General features: G+C 41.1%; 15 protein-coding genes. 7 read left to right on the top strand and 8 right to left on the bottom strand.

Going from position 1 to position 19,426, the window contains the following annotated elements; genetic code table 11:
- The first annotated feature begins 71 nt into the window (after positions 1-71).
- Together POV26_RS05895 and POV26_RS05890 are read left to right on the top strand one after the other, a co-directional pair.
- Positions 72-761: an LOG family protein gene (locus tag POV26_RS05895; RefSeq protein ID WP_272855544.1), complete on the top strand. Its 690-nt coding sequence runs from the start codon at positions 72-74 to the stop codon at positions 759-761.
- A gap of 70 nt (positions 762-831) precedes the next feature.
- Positions 832-3,591 (top strand): gluzincin family metallopeptidase, encoded by a 2,760-nt coding sequence (locus POV26_RS05890; protein WP_272855543.1) that lies wholly within the window; start codon positions 832-834, stop codon positions 3,589-3,591.
- A 36-nt stretch (positions 3,592-3,627) separates the two neighbouring features.
- Here the strand turns inward: POV26_RS05890 and POV26_RS05885 are convergent, their stop codons facing one another.
- The 3 genes from POV26_RS05885 to POV26_RS05875 all read right to left on the bottom strand — a co-directional run bounded on the left by POV26_RS05885 (position 3,628) and on the right by POV26_RS05875 (position 5,592).
- Positions 3,628-3,867, bottom strand: a complete 240-nt coding sequence (locus tag POV26_RS05885) for a hexameric tyrosine-coordinated heme protein (protein WP_272855542.1) — start codon at positions 3,865-3,867, stop codon at positions 3,628-3,630.
- A gap of 65 nt (positions 3,868-3,932) precedes the next feature.
- Positions 3,933-4,958, bottom strand: coding sequence for a threonine aldolase family protein (locus POV26_RS05880; protein ID WP_272855541.1), 1,026 nt, complete (start codon positions 4,956-4,958; stop codon positions 3,933-3,935).
- Positions 4,959-4,962: 4 nt separating this feature from the next.
- Positions 4,963-5,592, bottom strand: coding sequence for a hypothetical protein (locus POV26_RS05875; protein WP_272855540.1), 630 nt, complete (start codon positions 5,590-5,592; stop codon positions 4,963-4,965).
- Positions 5,593-5,916: 324 nt separating this feature from the next.
- Here POV26_RS05875 and prfB point away from each other — a divergent pair.
- A protein-coding gene (prfB, locus tag POV26_RS05870; RefSeq protein ID WP_272855539.1) for a peptide chain release factor 2 occupies positions 5,917-7,024 on the top strand; the annotation gives its coding sequence in 2 pieces (ribosomal slippage) (positions 5,917-5,979 and positions 5,981-7,024; 1,107 coding nt in all).
- 509 nt (positions 7,025-7,533) lie between these two features.
- Here the strand turns inward: prfB and POV26_RS05865 are convergent.
- Genes POV26_RS05865 through POV26_RS05850 form a run of 4 tightly spaced genes read right to left on the bottom strand, consistent with a single transcriptional unit; the run spans position 7,534 to position 13,992 of the window.
- Complete coding sequence (locus POV26_RS05865; RefSeq protein WP_272855538.1) at positions 7,534-9,264, bottom strand: hypothetical protein; 1,731 nt, start codon at positions 9,262-9,264, stop codon at positions 7,534-7,536.
- 2 nt (positions 9,265-9,266) lie between these two features.
- Positions 9,267-10,475: a DUF4249 domain-containing protein gene (locus tag POV26_RS05860; protein WP_272855537.1), complete on the bottom strand. Its 1,209-nt coding sequence runs from the start codon at positions 10,473-10,475 to the stop codon at positions 9,267-9,269.
- Positions 10,476-10,477: 2 nt separating this feature from the next.
- Positions 10,478-13,240: a carboxypeptidase-like regulatory domain-containing protein gene (locus POV26_RS05855; RefSeq protein WP_272855536.1), complete on the bottom strand. Its 2,763-nt coding sequence runs from the start codon at positions 13,238-13,240 to the stop codon at positions 10,478-10,480.
- Between the two features lie 17 nt (positions 13,241-13,257).
- Positions 13,258-13,992 carry a hypothetical protein gene (locus POV26_RS05850; protein ID WP_272855535.1) on the bottom strand — a complete coding sequence of 245 codons (735 nt, stop codon included), beginning with the start codon at positions 13,990-13,992 and terminating at the stop codon, positions 13,258-13,260.
- A gap of 143 nt (positions 13,993-14,135) precedes the next feature.
- Between POV26_RS05850 and POV26_RS05845 the strand changes: the two genes are divergently transcribed.
- The 3 genes from POV26_RS05845 (at position 14,136) to POV26_RS05835 (ending at position 17,573) form a co-directional block, all read left to right on the top strand.
- Positions 14,136-14,615: a hypothetical protein gene (locus POV26_RS05845; RefSeq protein ID WP_272855534.1), complete on the top strand. Its 480-nt coding sequence runs from the start codon at positions 14,136-14,138 to the stop codon at positions 14,613-14,615.
- A gap of 15 nt (positions 14,616-14,630) precedes the next feature.
- Positions 14,631-14,972, top strand: a complete 342-nt coding sequence (gene arsC, locus POV26_RS05840) for an arsenate reductase (glutaredoxin) (RefSeq protein WP_272855533.1) — start codon at positions 14,631-14,633, stop codon at positions 14,970-14,972.
- An 84-nt stretch (positions 14,973-15,056) separates the two neighbouring features.
- Entirely contained in the window at positions 15,057-17,573 is a 2,517-nt protein-coding gene (locus POV26_RS05835; protein WP_272855532.1) for a TonB-dependent receptor, read from the top strand.
- A 72-nt stretch (positions 17,574-17,645) separates the two neighbouring features.
- Here the strand turns inward: POV26_RS05835 and POV26_RS05830 are convergent, their stop codons facing one another.
- The gene (locus POV26_RS05830) at positions 17,646-17,816 is read right to left on the bottom strand and encodes a hypothetical protein (RefSeq protein ID WP_272855531.1); all 171 of its coding nucleotides are present in this window, start codon (positions 17,814-17,816) and stop codon (positions 17,646-17,648) included.
- Between the two features lie 193 nt (positions 17,817-18,009).
- Between POV26_RS05830 and fumC the strand changes: the two genes are divergently transcribed.
- Positions 18,010-19,395 carry a class II fumarate hydratase gene (fumC, locus tag POV26_RS05825; protein WP_272855530.1) on the top strand — a complete coding sequence of 462 codons (1,386 nt, stop codon included), beginning with the start codon at positions 18,010-18,012 and terminating at the stop codon, positions 19,393-19,395.
- Positions 19,396-19,426: the final 31 nt, after the last annotated feature.

Below are 19,426 nucleotides of genomic sequence, written 5' to 3'. Positions count from 1 at the left end.
ATAACGCATAACACTTAACGCATAACACTTAACGCATAACACTTAACTCATAACATCGAACACTGAAATAAATGAGAGACGAACAAATACCTAAAAACTGGAATCAAGTAAAAACCAACGACTCCTGGGCCATTTTTAAGATTATGGGAGAATTTGTGGGTGGATATGAAAAAATGAGCCGAATAGGCCCCTGTGTTTCAATTTTTGGCTCTGCCCGCACCAAACCGGACCATAAATATTACAAACTGGCAGAAAACATTGCCAAAAAAATTACCGAAAACGGCTACGGTGTTATCACAGGCGGCGGACCGGGAATTATGGAAGCGGGCAACAAAGGCGCCCATTTGGCTGGCGGGACTTCCGTGGGGCTTAATATTACATTGCCTTTTGAGCAGCACGACAATCCGTATATAGACAGCGATAAAAGCATCGATTTTGATTACTTCTTCGTGCGAAAGGTTATGTTTGTAAAATATTCCCAAGGTTTTGTGGTAATGCCCGGAGGTTTTGGAACGCTTGATGAGTTCTTTGAAGCCTTGACCCTGATCCAAACCCACAAAATTGATAAGTTCCCGTTAATACTTGTAGGCACCGAATTTTGGGGAGGCCTTTTTGAATGGATTAAAACAACGCTTTTGGAAGCCAATAACAACATAAGTGCGGAAGATTTGGACTTGGTGCATATAGTGGACACAGAAGACGAAGTGCTTCAAATATTGAATGATTTTTACAACGAATACAATCTGAGCCCGAACTTTTAAAATTCCCCAAAACTTTTTGATAATCCGAAACCTTTTATACAGCATCCTTTTTTGTTTGACGTTTCAAGCAATGGCACAGCACACCCTGAATATTGATGCCACGTTGAACCCATCGCAAAAAACGCTTTCCATTAAACAGCAAATTACGTACAAAAACACTTCCGAAGATACCTTAAAGGAAATCTATCTTTTCGACTGGGCAAATAGTTTTTCATCCAAAACCACACCGCTGGCCAAGCGTTTTGCCGAAAATTATGAAAGCGCATTTCACTTTGAAAAAGACAAGGATAGAGGAAGAACGGATATTAAAAAAATTTATAACAACTCCGCTGTTCCATTACAGTGGCAAAGGGGCAATGCCGTTGATATTCTAAGAATTATTCCTGAAATTCCTTTAAAACCCGGAGATAGTTACACCTTTAATCTGGAATACAGCGTAAAAGTTCCTGATGACCGTTATACGCGTTTCGGGGTAAATAAAGTCAATGATTACAAACTGCGCTATTGGTATATCGTGCCAGCCGTTTACAATGGTGAATGGCAAGTTTTCAGCAATAAAAACACCGACGACCTATTTTTGACACCCATGGAGTTTTCCATTTCGCTCCATCTGCCAAAGCATTATTCCGTTATCTCAGATTTTGATGTGGTTTCGGAAAGCGTTTCTGAAAACACAAAAACCACAGAGCTTTACGGAAACAATCGTACAAATGCGGTTTTATATCTTGAAAAAAACACAACCTTCGAAACCGTTGAAACCGATAAGTTAAAAATAGTAACCAATCTTCAAAACAGCAAAGTAAATCCGCCTGTACAGGCTTTGATGATAGATCGGGTCGTTCGGTTTTTGGACTCCAAACTTGGTCCTTATCCATTTGAAAAAATGGTCATCAGTGAAACGGACTATAAAACCAATCCCGTTTATGGGCTTAACCAGTTGCCAAGCTTTATCAGTCCGTTTCCAGATGGGTTTGAGTACGATATGGAGCAATTGAAAACCATATCCCGCCATTATATCGACAATACCTTGATACTGAATTCGCGTGATGATTACTGGTTGCAGGATGCGTTGCAGATTTATTTGATGATGGAATATGTGGATACGTATTATCCAAAAATGAAGATGATCGGCAATTTGAGTAATTGGTGGGTCATCCGTTGGGCACATTTGGCAGATCTTGAATTCAATGACCAGTATCCAATGCTTTATATGAATATGGCCCGCGGCAACATCCACCAATCGTTGACAACCCCGAAGGACGCTTTGTTGAAGTTTAATATGAATATTTCCACAGGATATTACGGCGCAAGCGGCTTAAGATATTTGAATGATTATTTAGGTGATGACGTTTTAAATAAAAGCATAAAGGAATTCTATTCCGAAAATAGGCTGAAACCGATTAAATCCTCAGATTTTGAAGCATTTCTATCGGAGCGCACAAATCTCCCCATCAATTGGTTTTTTGAAGACTTTGCAGACACTCGGACAACGATAGATTTCAAAATAAAAAAGGTTGAAAAAAAGGGAGATTCTTTGGAAGTCTTCATCAAAAACAACAGGAAAACGGAGCTTCCCGTTTCATTGTATGGCCTGAACAAAGACGAAATCGTTTTCAAAACCTGGACAAAGCCCATTGACAGTATTGCCTCCATTACCATCCCATCAGCAAATATCAGGAAGTTGGCATTGAATTACGAAGGAGAAATTCCGGAATACAACCGTAGAAATAACTTCAAGTCCATAAATGGTCTGTTGAACAAACCCTTGCAGTTCCGTCTTTTCCAAGACGTGGAGGATCCAACTTATACACAGTTCTTCTTTATGCCCATCTTTGAATACAACCTATATGATGGGGTTTCGGCAGGACTCCGACTTTACAACAAAACAGCGCTGCCAAAAGCGGTACATTACAGTTTGGAACCACAGTTCGGGTTTCGCTCCAAAACACTCGTGGGCCGGGCATCGGTAAGCTATACCCAAAAAATAGATGAAGGCAATCTTTACGCGATGCGCTATGGTTTTTCTGGAAATTACTACTCCTACGATCGCGGATTGTTCTACAAACGTTTTACGCCCTACATCACTTTTGCCTTTAGGAATGATGATTTGCGGAATAATGAAAAGCAGTATATCAATATCCGCAATGTAAACGTATATCAAGATGAGGACCCAAACAACCTGGAACAGGAGCCGAATTACAGTGTTTTTAACCTGCAGTATGTGTATTCCAACCCAAACCTGATCAATTATTTTAGAAGCGTGGTAGATTATGAAATTTCATCAAAATTCAGCAAACTCTCCGTGAATCTGGAATACCGCAAGCTCTTTTTGAGCAATCGCCAATTGAACCTTCGGTTTTTTGCGGGAGCTTTTCTATTTAACGATACCCGTGAAAATGAGGATTTCTTCAGTTTCGCTTTGGATCGTCCCAATGATTATCTTTTTGATTACAACTATTATGGCCGCAGTGAAGACTCGGGACTCTTCAGCCAGCAGTTGATTATTGCCGAAGGAGGATTCAAATCGCAATTAGAACCGGCCTTTGCAAACAGTTGGATAACGACCGTGAACGCAAGTACCAATATTTGGAAATGGATTTATGCCTATGGCGACGTAGGGCTCGTTCACAATAAGGCGCGCGGCACGAATGCTGTTTTTGACAGTGGGATCCGCCTCAGTTTGGTTGCCGATTATTTTGAGCTTTATTTCCCCGTGTATTCCAGCTTGGGCTTTGAGCCAAACTTGCCCCATTACGATGAAAAAGTTCGGTTCATCGTAACCTTAAGCCCGAAAACACTTTTGGGATTGTTTACTCGAAGATGGTATTGATTGAAGTTTCACTTTCGTGAACCCTGCGGCACCGCTTTATTTCCAGTAATTGTTGGCAGCGGCAATGGTTGCGAATTCAGTGGCTACCACTTGCCCGATTGCAATCAGCATTGCCGCATCTTCGGCGTAAATAGGCCGTAGTTTTTCCCGAACTGCAGCATCTGGCTGGGTGAATTTAATATTGAGCCGGGCCATTTTTACGGCCAATTGACGGCCTTCCTCAGGGGTTTTGGTAATAAGGGAATTTCCGGGAATTAATTGAACTTGTTCAGACATATTCTTAAGTTTTGTAAATATTTCTTAAAATTAAAGAAACCAATTATAAAAGAAAAGCGGAAAATCTAAATTGTGTATTCGTTTAGGATTTTCAGAAATTTTGCGTGCATTTCATCTGTATAATCCAAATGCGTCACTATCCGTAGCTTACCCTGCCCCATCGAGCTGATTTTTATATTTTTCTGAAACAAATCGTTCGTGAATTTTTCTTCGGAAACAGCTTCAGCGAGATAGAAGATTACAATATTCGTTTCGGTTGGCTCCACTTTTTTGATGTAAGCTTGTTTTGCAAGCATTGTCGAAATCTCCAAAGCCTTTTTATGGTCTTCGGCCAGGCGTTCCAATTGATTATCCAAAGCGTAAATTCCAGCAGCAGCCATAAAGCCTATCTGCCGCATTCCGCCCCCCAGCACTTTACGGACGCGCATGGCTTTTTTCATTATTTCTTTTTTGCCAATCAGCACACTTCCCATTGGCGCGCCCAAACCTTTACTCAGGCAAACCGAAATAGTATCGAAAATCCTCCCATAGTCTTTTGGGTTTTGTCTTTGGGCAACCAATGCATTCCAAATTCGCGCGCCATCCAAATGAAAACCCAAACCGTGGCTATCGCAAACCTTGCGGATTTTTTCAATTTCTGAAAAATCATAACAGGCGCCGCCACCCTTGTTTGTAGTGTTTTCCAAACAAACGAGACTCGTTAATGGACTGTGGTAAAAATCTGGCGGATTGATGCTCTCCTCCACTTGCGAAGCGGTAATCATTCCGCGGTTGCCATCGATCAACTTACAGGAAACTCCGCTGTTGAAAGAAATGCCGCCGCCTTCGTAATTGTAAATATGCGCCCATTTATCGGCTATCAACTGCTCGCCGGGCTGGGTGTGCATTTTTATCGCGGCTTGGTTGGCCATGCTGCCGGTGGGGAAGTAAAGCGCTTCGTCCATTCCGAACATGGCTGCCAGTTTTTGTTCCAGTTTGTTGGCCGTGGGATCTTCTTTGTAAACATCGTCGCCTACTTCGGCATTCATGATTGCTTGCATCATCCCCGGTGTGGGCCGGGTTACGGTATCGCTTCTTAAATCTATGATCATATCTTTAATTTTCCCGGAAAAATTTTCCGCTTTCTTCAAAATGCTTTATCATTTCCGAAATTTCTTCATCTAACTTTATCAGTACCAACGATTTGTTGTGGGATGCATTTACATTTTTGTATTTGGAGTCATTGGTCAAATCAAATTCCTTAAATTTTTTTTCAAAAACGTCGCCCCCAAAAACAAATTTATATTCTTTGTGGCAGGACTGTACGGGCATATTTCCATAGGCATCGTTGTCTATCTTTTCGGCTTTATACGGTTTTACCTCTTCGGTTTTTAGAGCTTGCTTGTCCTTCAGCGCTTTCCTTATGTTTTTGGTGATCGCTACGGGAAAAGACATAAAACTTCCACAATTATCAAATTTCTGGACCTTCATAACATCTTCGCCTTCTTTCCAAAAAACATAGACCGAGTAATAGGTTGACTTTGACGCGCAAGTACTTCCGTCTGGCAAGATAAAGATCTGGATATTTCCATCACAATAATCCTTTCTTAAAAAATATTCAGGGTTTTGTTGCATTTCCAGCACTGCCATTTTTTGGGCAACCAGTGCATCGACAAAGGCCTCATCGTTTTGGGCGGAAATAACACTCGTAATTATGAATGCGAAAAAGAGCAGTGTTTTTTTCATAAGGGGAATTTTGAATGGAATAATACTGTTTATAAATATTTTGGGAATTTAGATTACCATGATTTTTTGCCCTCACCGTAAAGGGAAAACATAGAAATCTTCATTTTTACTAAAGTAGTTTTTAAATTTCGACATAATTGGCTGTATCAAAGATATCATTGCATAAAAAATAATCTATTTCTAAGAAAGCATAAAATTAGCCGAAAAATTCGTTTAGCTCATCAAGTTAATAGTATTTTTGCTACCGAAAGATTTTGAAATATCGTATTCAAAATACTAAAATTAACTTGTATTGAAAAGATACCCGCTTTCGCGGACATGAGTATGACCACAACAGACCAAATAAAAGACCTTAAGGTGCGGCTAGATGCCTTGAGGCGCTATCTTTGACATTGCTGGCAAAAGCATAGAGATTACCAACGACGAAGAAAAAACCTTTGACCCCAATTTTTGGAACAACCCGCGCGAAGCGGAAGCGTTTATGAAAACGCTTCGGACCAAAAAGAAATGGGTCACCGATTATGAAACTGCGAAAAACCTTACCGAAGAGGCAGAAATACTGCTCGAATTTTACAAGGAAGGCGAAGGAAAAGCAGAAAGTGTAAACGCTGCTTTTGAAAAGGCGGAAAATGCGATTGAAGCACTGGAGTTCCGCAACATGCTTGGCGAAGAGGGCGACGATATGAGCGCCGTACTACAGATTACTGCCGGCGCCGGCGGTACCGAAAGCTGCGATTGGGCACAAATGCTGATGCGCATGTACCTCATGTGGGCGCAGAAAAACGATTACAAAGTAAAGGAACTCAACTTTCAGGCAGGCGATGTTGCCGGCGTGAAAACCGTAACACTGGAAATTGAGGGCGAATACGCCTTTGGGTGGCTAAAAAGCGAGAACGGCGTTCATCGCTTGGTGCGCATTTCCCCGTTTGACAGCAATGCGAAACGGCACACCAGCTTTGCAAGTGTGTATGTATATCCTTTGGTGGATGATACCATCGAGATTGAAATAAACCCTGCCGATATTTCGTGGGATTTTGCCCGAAGCAGCGGCGCTGGTGGCCAAAACGTAAACAAGGTGGAAACGAAGGCCATCCTTACCCACCACCCTACCGGAATCATTATCCACAATAGCGAAACCCGCAGCCAGCTGGACAATCGCGAAAAGGCGATGCAAATGTTGAAATCGCAGCTCTATGAAATTGAGTTGCGCAAACAACTGGCACAGCGGGCCGAAATTGAGGACAGCAAGTTAGCCATTGAGTGGGGCTCGCAGATACGCAATTATGTTTTGCACCCCTATAAATTGGTAAAAGACGTCCGTACGGGCCACGAAACGGGAAACACTGACGCTATGCTTGATGGCGAGATTGATGAATTTTTGAAAGCGTATTTGATGATGACTGGGCAGAAGGAGAAAACGGATGAACTTTGAAAATAGGTTTTCAGTTTTCAGTCACAGTTGACAGGTGGAAAGAAACAAAGGGAACAAGATTTGAAAAAATCTTCGTTCCCTTTGCAAATCATATTCCTTCTGCTGGCATTATCCGTTTCGAAGTTTTACGGGTATATTCTCAGCTGTTTAAACTTAAGCACCCCGATATGATAGTTTGATAAAAATACAAAAAATATCGAATTGGATTGACTCAATATCAAAACTTTAACATCTAATTTTTTATCCGCGCTTTCTGCACAGAATATCCGTGGCCCAGAACGTCAACAATACGATTACAAATATCCCGCAAATATATTTGGCCGGCTGCAGCCCTCCATCACCAATACCGATAAAACCAACGACTCCAAAGACTATGGCTAAAATTATATATATTGCCTTCCAATGAAGCATAAGGGTAAAATTGGTCAGGTTGTTGAATAAACGGAACTAAAGTTAAAACATTTTTCTTTAAATTTTAACAAAATAACGAACAATTTTAACACAAAATGTTAATTGTCACTTACCGTGAAGTAATTTTTGGCTGAAATAATTGTACCATCCACGGAATAGCCTTCCAAGGTAATTTCAAAAACTCCAGAAACATCCGATGTATAAAAGAAAGTTGAATATGCAGCTTCTTCAAACGTTAAATCAGGCTGCCAAAGCAGTTGCACCCTAAAATCTGGAATTCTTGAAAGTGTAGTTTTATTTGCATAATCTGCGTGGTACGGTGCCTTTTTCTTAACGGCTGGCGGCAGATTTAGTGCTTTAACGTAGTTTGATAGAGTAGGTACAAAATCGCCCTTTTTGGTTTCAACAGAAATAATACCGCTGTATATCTTAGGGCCATAACGATAAGGCTGGGTAATAACACGGATGCTTTTAATTTCACGCGCATTGTAGTTTATCAGGTCATCATTGTTCTGAACCTGCATGCCATCCATGAGCACCAAAGGTGCAATATCATTAAATTTTGCAATTCCATTTGGATCGTAGGCATTGTTGACCGAAAACCTGCTGTTCTCCCCCGAACCCCGAAGCGCGGCCAGGGTAACAACTTCTATAAAGGTTTCCCGAACGGAGGGGAAACGGGTGTAGTCATCCAATAAAAAAACCGTTCCCAAATTATCGTAAAATGGGGGATTTATTTTGTGGTTCAAAATACTGTCCTTTTTAACGTCAAAATAAGCGTTCTCTACCTGAACTTGTACACTTCGCTCTTGCAGCCAGTCTTTTAAATTTGGATCCAACTTCAATTCTTTTGCTTCAGTTTCGCCCAAGTCAAAATTCTTTTTGTCCAAAATCAGCTTGTAATCGCTTGATTTTCTATCAGATTCATTCAATTGAACGATGCTCTCCCCCGCATCATATCCTTCAGTTACCGAAAAGAAAAACCTTCCGTTGGCATCGGTTTTCGCCATTTTGAATATAAAATCCTTTCCGGGGATGGTGAGTGAAACTTCTTTGTTTGCCACGGGTGCGCCATCATCATTAGAAAGCACAACTCCTGAAATCAGTTCGCCTCTCAGTTCAGGAACATAGAATATTCCCGAAGTTATATCTTTTGGTTTTGGTGAAACATTGCCGGAAATTTCAATGGGGCTTATTTTTCTCACTGAAAGAACATAATTCCCTTCACTATTGCCCGAACCGTTTTCAATTCTCAAGCTTACTTTTTCGCGAAAGCCAAAAGATTGTTTGTTTGTGGTGATTTGGATCGTTTCCGCATTGCTTATTTTTTCAGAAAAATCTGAAATGGGCTTGGCGGCGAAGTCCACTTTAACGGTATCGGCTGTTTTCTTTGTGCCAGTTGGCTTTATAAAGGTATTTATAACGTAAATGTTTTTTTGAAAATAGGCATCCTGAACGTTATTCCTTGAGAAATTGGTATAGCCAATAAGATTGTAAACACCTGTTTTTAAGGTGGAAGGAATAAAGAAATCTCCGTTTGCCGCTCCGTTTTCAACTTTCAGTTTATGGCTAAAAACCACTGAATCGTTTTCATTTCGCAGGGAAACGTAAAGAATTTTGCTGAGTTCGCTCGGCTTGTTTGCGACATTGAGATTGAAGGCCTTATATTGAAGCAATTCCCCTGCCAGCAATACGTTGGAGTTAATGGCGAGCGTAACTTTTTCCTTGGGGAAAACAGCTGTATCTACCGATACATCCTGCTTCGGAATTTGTGCTTTCGCCGCAAAAACGACACCAATAAACAATATGAAGAATAGCTTTTTTGTCATAATCAATCTTCCCAAAAATCGGGTCTTATGTTTGATGAAAAAGAGGTGCACACTGCGCATTCCTGTTTGGCAATAGTATATTGGAACCATGGGCCGTGCTGTACCACTTGGTATCCAAAATACTTGAGATAAGTATAAATTGATTCCCGGTCGTTTGGATCGTTATCCAAAACGGTATTATCGCGATAATCCAGAACAAGCACATCGCAATCCACAAAGTATGGAGGTTTTTCCAATCCAAAATCTTCATAATTGAAATAAATCCGCTTTGAGGTCATGGAAGAAGCTTCAAAGAAGCCCAGAACCTTTTCGCCCGGATTCGCTTCAGAAACCATATTTCCGGCCACATAGCCCGGTTGGCCTTGGGATAGCAAGCTTCCCACACTTCCAAGTTCGTTCACTATTTTATAAAAGGTGTATGCTTCCACGCTCTGCACGTATTGTTTTACCAAAATACTATAACGGGTCTGCATTTTGGCATCCAGTTTTGAGAGATATTTTACAGGGAACCGCACTACCCTATTTTCGTTGAGTTCTGTAGTAGAGGTTTGGTCGATCCCTGTGGAATATTCGGTTGTATAACAGATTATTTCAGGTTCGCGTGGCGTAAGGATAACATCGAAGGTATAGAACTCACCATTAAAATTTATTATTTCGGCAGTATATGGCGATGGATATGGAGCCGTAATTTTATAGGTTTCCTCATATTCGTACCTAAAATATTTTGCATTGCCCGTTGGGTCTTCGGTATTGACCAGAACCTGTACGCCGTCTTTATCTTTAGTTGGGTCAACGATGCGCTCGGTGTAAACTTCGTCCATTTCCACCGTGGGTGGCAAGGTTACTTCAGAAGAATTATAGTGTTTGCCATCTTGGGTAATAATATTTAAAGTATAGGAGGTATTTGGCACGGCACGGAAGGATTGATCTGAAACATAAAAACCCGTTTCACTATCCTGCGAAAAACTATAATTGTCGCCATTGTCCCCAACAACGGTTACAGTTGCATTGTTTTCGGTTAAAACATCCGTATTCTCAAGGGAAGAGGTTCTGCTGAGTTTTACAATTTGTGGCTTCACTTCATCGGTAATAGTACTTTCTACCACCAAAACGTTTTCATAGTCAACTGTTTCTATTTCATAGGGTTCTGTGCAACCCATTTGAAAAAAGAAAATTGAAACGAACGCTATATATAAAATTTTTGTCTTCATACCTAAAACTTAAAGTTATATGTTATCGTTGGCACCGGCACCGAAAAGATGGAAGTTTTATAGGCTTTTATCTGCCCTTCCTCATTTACAAAAAATACCGAGTACGGGTTGTTTCTTCCCAAAACGTTGTAAACTGAAATATTGATAAAACTGTGTGCAAGTTTTTTCAATTTGTGGTTTCCTTCAATGTTTACGCCCAAATCCAAACGGTAATAATCTGGAATACGGAATTTGTTGCGGTCGCTGTAAAGCACCTGCTCCTCACCAGCGAAAACATACCGTCCTATAGGGTATGTAATCGGCCGCCCAGTTTGGTAGGTGAAATTACCCGAAAAGCTGAAACGCTTGGTAAGTTTATAGTTAGCGACCACCGAGAAATCGTGCGGTTTATCATAATTTGCGGGGAAAAACTCACCATTGTTTACGCGTTCCTGCATAATTTGGCTGTCCAATTTTATTTGGGCGCGCGAATAACTGTAACCCACATAGCCGTTGAATCTGCCGCTATTCTTTTTCACAAGAAATTCCACGCCATAGGCTTTTCCCTCACCTTGCAAAAGCTCGGTTTCAAGATCGTCGTTCAAAATTAATTGGGCGCCGATTTTGTAGTCCAAAAGGTCGTCCATTGTTTTGTAATACCCCTCAATGCTGAATTCCACATCCTTCCCGGGAAGATTTTTAAAGAAACCCAAACTGTACTGATTGGCGCGTTGCGGCGCAATGTTCAAATCGGAAAGCTTCCAGATATCCGTGGGCGATTGGGTGGTGTTTGTGGAGAGCAGATGCAAATATTGAATGGTTCTGTTAAAACCGGCTTTTACCGAAAATTCGTTCCCCAATAAATAACGTCCGGAAATTCGGTATTCCGGGCCACCGTAGGTTTTGATGGATTCGTTGTTGCCGTACTCTCTTACTTCTATTATGGAACTTTCGCTTTTAGGAGCACCATCTTTATATACATTTTGGGTTGCAGGCCCAAGTGCTGAATAAAAAGAGTAACGCAGGCCCAAGTCGAGCAATAATTTATCCGTCACTTCAAATAAATCTGCGAGGTAAACCGCAGATTCCAAGCCTTTTTCGCGGTCAATTGTTTTTGCCTGTACATCAGAATTTGCTCCAATTGGCGCAATATTTCCGGGATCTATGGAGTACAGCTTGCTACTGAGGCCGTAACTGAGTTTGTGCTTGCCGCTCAGTTTATAATTGAAATTGAGTTTTGCTTGATATTCGTTCAGTTCATAACCAAAATCGAAATTTTCATTGGCGTCCGCTTCATAATTGATTCCGTATTTATATTGACTATTCACCAAAATGAGTTCCGCCCTGCTCTTTTCGTTAAAATTATGACCGTATTTTAATGAAATTAACCGGTTGTTATAATCAAAAATAGAATCGGAAGTTATGCTGAAACGGTCTTTGCTATAATAAAATGTACCCTGAATATTATTTTTATCGTCAATAATGTGTTTGTATTTTACGATACCATCATAAAATGAAGCCTCGCTGTTTTTCAATTCTTCCTCATCCAGACTTCTTAAAATCCAATCGGAATAAGTAGCCCTAAAACCCGCAATTACAGACGCTTTTTCCTTTACTACGGGAACTTCCACCGCAAGGTTGGCGGTTATGGGCCCTACGGAACCTTCGCCCTTAAACTTTTCCATATCGCCCGATTTGGTCTCTATATCAAAAACCGAGGAAAGCCGTCCGCCATATTCAGCGGGAATGCTCGCTTTGTAGATTTCCAAACTTCCCGTAGTAAAAGGGTTTACTGCCGAAAAGAAACCCAAAAAGTGTGATGGATTGTACAGCACGGCATCGTCCAACAAAATAAGGTTTTGGTCCGCCCTGCCACCACGCACGTTAAAACCGCTGGAGCCTTCACCCGTTGTTTTTATTCCGGGCATGGTTGTGGCGACTTTTAAAATATCGCGCTCGCCCAAAACCAGTGGAATTGTTTTTATGGTTTCAATGTCAATATTGGTAACGCCCACCACGGCATCGCGCACATTGGCGTCTTTTTTCGATTTAACCACCACTTCTTCCAAAGATTCGGTATTTTCGCGCAGCTCAATGTTCAGCGAGCCATCACCGTACATAATTACGTCCTGGCGGATCTTTTCAAAACCCAAAAGGTTCGTTTCCAATTTATTCAAACCATACGGAAGACGAATGCTGAAGCGCCCTTCAGAATCTGTTACGGCATATTTGGTTCTATCAACCGTTGAAATGGAAAGGTTTTGCAATGGCTCACCCGTTTTCGAATTTTTAAAAACGCCCGAGAGCACATAGGTTTTATTCGCCGCATTAGGCCGCTGTTTCCCAATGGTTACCAATTTTCGTTGATGGACCGTTTGCCGTTCGGCATATTCTTCCTGAAAAATTGGGGCGTTGTTGTTTTCCTCAATTACCTTTTCATCGGGCTTTGCCTCGTTAAAATAATCTGAAGGCAATTCCGTATAAACATAGGTATTGTTCAACAGAATTACGTTTCCGTCGTTCAAAATGAAATTGATGTTTGTATTGCTGAAAATTCCATCCAACACTTTTCTGAGAGATTCGTTTTCAAAAGTCTTGGTTACGAAATGACCTTTCAGCCAAGATGCTTCAAAATAGAATTTTTTGTCTGAAAGGGTTTCCACTTTTAAAACAGCCTCCTTTAAAGGCGTATTATTGAATGATACCGTTATGTTTTGCTCGGTTTGCCCGAACAGTCCCACAGAGATCAATAAAAATATAACGACGGCAAAAACTTTATTTTGCATAAAAAAATTACATCAAATTATTGTTGGTTTTTTTCTGTTTCCAGCCCGTCGAGATATTTTACCAGTTTTGTCATAAAACTGTCTGGGTCTGATTTATAAAGGGCTTTGTAACTTTTATAAAAATTTCGGATTTCGTCTTCTTTTTCGGGAAGCAATTTCCGAAGTTCCCTTTCCGAATTGATAATTGTGTAGTTGCCACTATTTTTTAGAACATAGAAATTATATTCGGAAAACCTGTATTGCACGCCATTTTTCAATGGTTTGTCCTTTTTCTTTTTGGTGTGCTTTATGTAAAGGTCCAGTTTATTTCCAAGGTAGGCCGCCTCAAAATATCCATTGCCCGTGATTTCCAAATTAGTGCCCGGCATGCTAACAAAGTTGCGGCCGTAAATGGAAAACGACCCAACGAACTCTGGAATCAATTTCACATTGAAAATACTCAGATTGTCATCAGAACGCGTTAACAAATTGTCTTCCAAAAGGTCGTATTTCAAAAAAACGTTTACATAATATTGACCGTTGTAGGTTACCGAACCCACGGCATAATCATAGCCGTTGAAATATCTGTACGTTCCGTCCGTGTTCAAAAATAGATCGGTGAACTCTGTGCCGTTGAACAAGCCCGTATTATCCAGCCCCACGATATTGTCATAGGTTTCGTATATTTTGTTTTGGGAATTGGTTTGGGAAAACGCCCCGGTTCCAAGGAGAAGAAAGAGCGAAAAAGGGAGAAGCGTGTTTTTGAATACCATTTTTAATTTTTGCGAATTTAAAAGTACATAAAAATGCTTCTCATTTGAAAAGTTGAAATGTTAAAGCTTCAAATAAATATTTTATCGATAATTCCCGATCGATTCTTAAATATCAATAGTATTTTTACTTCCAACGAAATTTTATGAAAGCCGCATCCTTAAAAGAAATAAAAACCGAACTCAACCACCGTTCCACCCAGGAATTGCTGGAGCTTTGTCTTCGACTTTCAAAATTCAAAAAGGAAAACAAGGAACTGCTTACCTATCTGTTGTTTGAATCTGCGGATGAAGAAATGTTCATTCAAAGCATAAAGGATAAGGTGGATGCAGATTTTGAAATGATAAATACCAAGACCTTTTTCTACATAAAAAAGAGCGTTCGGAAAATTTTAAGGGAGCTGAAAAAATTCATCCGCTATTCGCAAAACAAAACGACCGAAGTGGAACTTTTGCTGTATTTTTGCGAAAAGCTGAAAGATTTCAAGCCCTCCATAAAACGAAATGCAACCCTTACCAATCTATACAACCGGCAGATAGATTATATTTCAAAAAAAGTAGAAACTCTGCACGAAGATTTGCAATATGATTATAACTTGGAACTGGAGGAATTATCAAAAAAGTAAAATTTAATGTAAATTATGACAACCCTCTACCACAACCCCCGTTGCAGCAAATCGCGCGAAGCCCTTCACCTTTTGGAAGAAGAAGGCGAAACCATAGAAATTGTAAAATATCTCGAAAACCCGCCCACGCACCAAGAGCTGAAACAAGTTATTGAACTGCTCGGCATTAAACCCATAGCACTTGTTCGAACCCAAGAACCCGAGTGGAAGGAAAATTTCAAAGGAAAAAATTTGAGCGACAAACAGATAATCGATGCTATGGTCCAACATCCCAAATTGATTGAACGACCCATAGCCATAAAGGGAACGCACGCCGTGGTGGGCAGACCTCCAGAAAAAGTGCTGGATATTTTATAGTTTGAACATTTTTATTTAACAAGAATTTAGCAGTTTCCAATTAAACCCCTGTTATTTTCGTGGGTCAAAATTGCTAAAAATTACATGAAAATTATCCTTGCTATTCTGTCCTTATTTGCCACTACCCTAACATTGGCCCAAAACCCTGAAAAAAAACAAATTACCGTTAAAGGCACCATCCTTGAAGAGGGTACAAATTATCCATTGGAATACTCCACGGTTTCATTTATTAACAAGCAAGGAAAAATTGTTACCGGGGGAATTACAGATACGGAGGGCAATTTCAGTATTGAGGTACCCGCAGGCGTTTATACTGTTAAATATGAATTTATCTCCTATAAAGCCAAAGAGGTCCCAAACCAAAACTTGACTAAAAACACTACCCTTCCAACCGTAAAATTAGCTTGGGATGCGGCCAGTTTGGACGAAGTAGTGGTACGTGCCGAAACCACAGAGGTACACGTTAGGCTCGACAAAAAGATATACAATATTGGCAAAGACCTTACCGCGGGCGGTGCCACGGTTAGCGATGCGCTAAACAACGTTCCGTCTGTAACTGTGGATGTAGATGGCACCATTGCGCTACGCGGAAATGACAACGTTAAGATACTTATCAACGGAAAACCATCGGCCATTGCAGGCTTTGGCTCTACCGATGCCTTGCGCCAACTTCCGGCCGAAGCAATTGAAAGAGTGGAAGTAATCACCTCCCCTTCCGCGCGGTACGATGCCGAAGGAACTGCCGGAATTTTAAATATTATCCTGAAAAAGGAAAAAACACTCGGTTTAAACGGTTCGTTAAGTACCAGTATTGGCGTGCCCCTTAATAGCAATGCTACGGCCAACATAAACCTCCGTACGGATAAATTCAATATTTTTAATACTACTGGCGTTTATTACAGAAGCGGCCCCGGAAAAGCCTTTTTCAACAACAACTACTTTTCCCGCCCGCTCTTGGACGAAAATGGAGCGCCCATTCTGGACGATGAGGGAGAGCCCATTACAATCGATCCAAAATTTGATCAGGTTATTGAAGACCGAAAATACGACCGTATGGGCAAAGGCTTCAATACCAATTTAGGGATTGAATATTTCCTTACCGATAAATCTTCCATTACGGCGAGTGCTTTTTATAGAAAGGGAGACGGTAATGACGAGACTACCAATAATACTTCAAATTATAACTTTGGTGAAGTTAAGGAACGCATTACGAGAATTGAGAACGAGGCCGAAGACGATGAAACCTACCAGCTCGCCTTAAATTACGCAAATAATTTCAACGATCACGGCCACAAATTGACCGCTGATTTTCAGTATGAAAAGGACAAGGAAACCGAAAGTTCCACTATTACGGAAAGGCGAATATTTCCAAATATTGCGGTATTGCCTTCTGAAGATATAATTCAAAAGCAAAACCAGACCGAATATTTAGCGCAGGCAGATTATGTGCTGCCAATAGGGGAAAATGCACAATTTGAAGCCGGATACCGCGGCAATTTTGAAGAAAACATTACAGACTACACGCTGCTGGAAGAAATTGGAACCACGGGCGTCTTTGTAAGAAATGATAGCATCTCAAACATTTTTACCTATAACGAAAACGTGCATGCGTTTTATTCGCAATATGGAAATAAATTTGGAAAGTTCTCCTTTCTGCTCGGCCTGCGCGTAGAAAATACCCAACTAAAAGGAAAGGTAGATGCCGAAAATGTGGTAGGTGAAACACCCATCAATCTAAACTTTCATAAAAACTATACCGGCCTCTTCCCCACGGTAAACCTAACCTATGAATTAAAGGAAAACGAAAACATTACCCTCGGGTACAACAGACGTATAAACAGACCGCGCCATTGGTTTATAAACCCGTTCCCATCGCGCTCCAGTGAAGCGAACATATTTCAGGGAAATCCAGATTTGGATCCCGCCTATGCCAGCGCTTTTGATTTGGGCTATTTAAAACGTTGGAAAAAATTAACATTGACCTCTTCACTTTACTATCAATACGAAACCGATGCTTTCGAAAGAGTACAACAAGAAACGGGCGAATTGACCAGCAATGACATTCCCGTAATCCGTACACTTCCCATTAACCTTTCAACAAACGAGCGTTATGGCTTTGAGTTAGGTTTGCTTTACAACCCAACAAAATGGCTTAATTTAAACGGAAGTTTTAACTACTTCCTGTTTAAAACCGAAGGATTTTATAATGATGTTGATTACGGCGCCAAAAACACAAGCTATTTTGGGCGTTTCAGCAGTAAAGTAAAACTTCCCGCGAAAATTGAATGGCAGACCAATGCTTTTTACAGAGGCCCTTCGAATAATTCACAGACTGAAACAGACGGCATCCTCTCCGTAGATATGGCCATGAGCAAGGATATTATGGACGATAACGGAACCTTGGCCTTGAACGTAAGCGATCTTTTCAACACCCGAAAAAGAAATAGTCTTACCACCACCGATTATTTTACCAGTGAAAGCGAATTCCAGTGGAGACAGCGCCAAGTAACGCTTACCTTTACCTATCGATTCAACCAAAAGAAACAGCGCCAACGCCCGGAAAGAGGCGGCGGATTTGACGATGGGGGCTTTGAAGGATAAATACTTTATAATGAAACACAAAAAAGAGAACCGAACAGGCTCCCTTTTTTTATATCTATAAGTTTGAAGTTATTACTTCAATTCTTTTTTACGTTTCTCTTCACGCTTCATTTTCCAGTTTTCATAAAGCGAGCCGCCAATCCAGTAAGGAAGTATTCCCACCAAAAAAAACATTAGCCAAAACCCGATGGTTACTACTAACATAATCGCGATAAATCCTAAATATTGTTCAAAAGTAAACATGGTGTAGCGGTTTTAAATTGATGCCCCAAAGATAAAAGGTTTTTTTATAAAACAACAACAAAACCCGCTGATTTATTCACAACAAATAAACAGCCGTGCGGGTTGAACAACTTTTGGCTTTTCGCTACCTTTGTCTTAAAATACGGAAGCTTTGCTGAAAGCGAATAATTAATTCAAAATAAATCATTTCACCATGCAATATAGAATAGAAAAAGACACTATGGGCGAGGTAAAAGTACCTGCCGACAAACTTTGGGGCGCGCAAACCGAGCGTTCTTTTGAAAATTTTAAAATCGGCCCGCGTGCTTCCATGCCGATGGAAATTATTTACGGGTTTGCTTATTTGAAGAAAGCAGCCGCCTATACCAATTGCGACCTCGGCGTACTTTCCGAAGAAAAAAGAGATTTGATTGCCAAGGTTTGCGATGAAATTTTGGAAGGAAAGCACGACGACCAATTTCCGTTGGTAATCTGGCAAACCGGAAGCGGTACCCAAAGCAATATGAACGTTAACGAAGTGATTGCCAACCGTGCCCACCAACTTGCGGGAAAAACCATAGGCGAAGGTGAGAAAACCCTCCAACCCAATGACGATGTGAACAAATCGCAATCATCCAACGATACTTTCCCAACGGGTATGCACATTGCGGCTTACAAAAAATTGGTTGAAAATACCATTCCCGGTGTGGAGCAGCTTCAGAAAACACTTTCCAAAAAAGCATCGGAATTCAAGGATGTGGTAAAAATAGGCCGCACCCATTTTATGGACGCCACTCCCCTCACCCTCGGGCAGGAATTTAGCGGGTACGCCGCACAGCTTGAGCACGGAATTAAAGCCTTAAAAAACACCCTGCCACATTTGGCCGAACTCGCTTTGGGCGGAACCGCCGTGGGTACTGGTTTAAACACGCCAAAAGGCTACGATGTAAAAGTTGCGGCGTACATCGCGAAATTTACCGACCTTCCCTTCGTAACCGCTAAAAATAAATTTGAAGCCCTTGCCGCACACGATGCTTTGGTGGAAAGCCACGGCGCTTTGAAGCAATTAGCGGTTTCCTTGAATAAAATAGCGAATGATGTGCGGATGCTCGCCAGCGGCCCGAGAAGCGGAATTGGCGAAATAAACATTCCGGCAAACGAACCCGGCTCCTCCATTATGCCCGGAAAAGTAAACCCAACCCAATGCGAAGCGCTCACTATGGTTTGCGCACAGGTAATCGGGAACGATATGGCTATTGCCGTAGGTGGAATGCAGGGACAATTTGAGCTAAACGTTTTCAAACCCGTCATGGCTGCAAACTTTCTTCAGTCTGCCCAATTACTTGGCGATGCCTGTGTTTCATTTGATATTCACTGCGCACAGGGTATTGAGCCCAATTACGAGGTAATCAAAAGACAATTGAACAACAGCTTGATGCTGGTTACTGCCCTCAATCCAAAGATAGGTTATTACAAAGCTGCGGAAATTGCAAACACCGCCCATAAAAACGGTACAACGCTAAAGGAAGAAGCTGTAAATCTCGGCTATTTAACTGCCGAAGAGTTTGATGAATGGGTTAAGCCGGAGGATATGGTTTAGAGAAGTCGGTAGTCGGTAGTTTTTAGACGGT

The organism is Aequorivita todarodis, assembly GCF_028561335.1.
GTDB lineage: Bacteria > Bacteroidota > Bacteroidia > Flavobacteriales > Flavobacteriaceae > Aequorivita > Aequorivita todarodis.
Note: the sequence above shows the minus strand (reverse complement) of the source record. Positions and strands in the feature narration are given on the sequence as shown.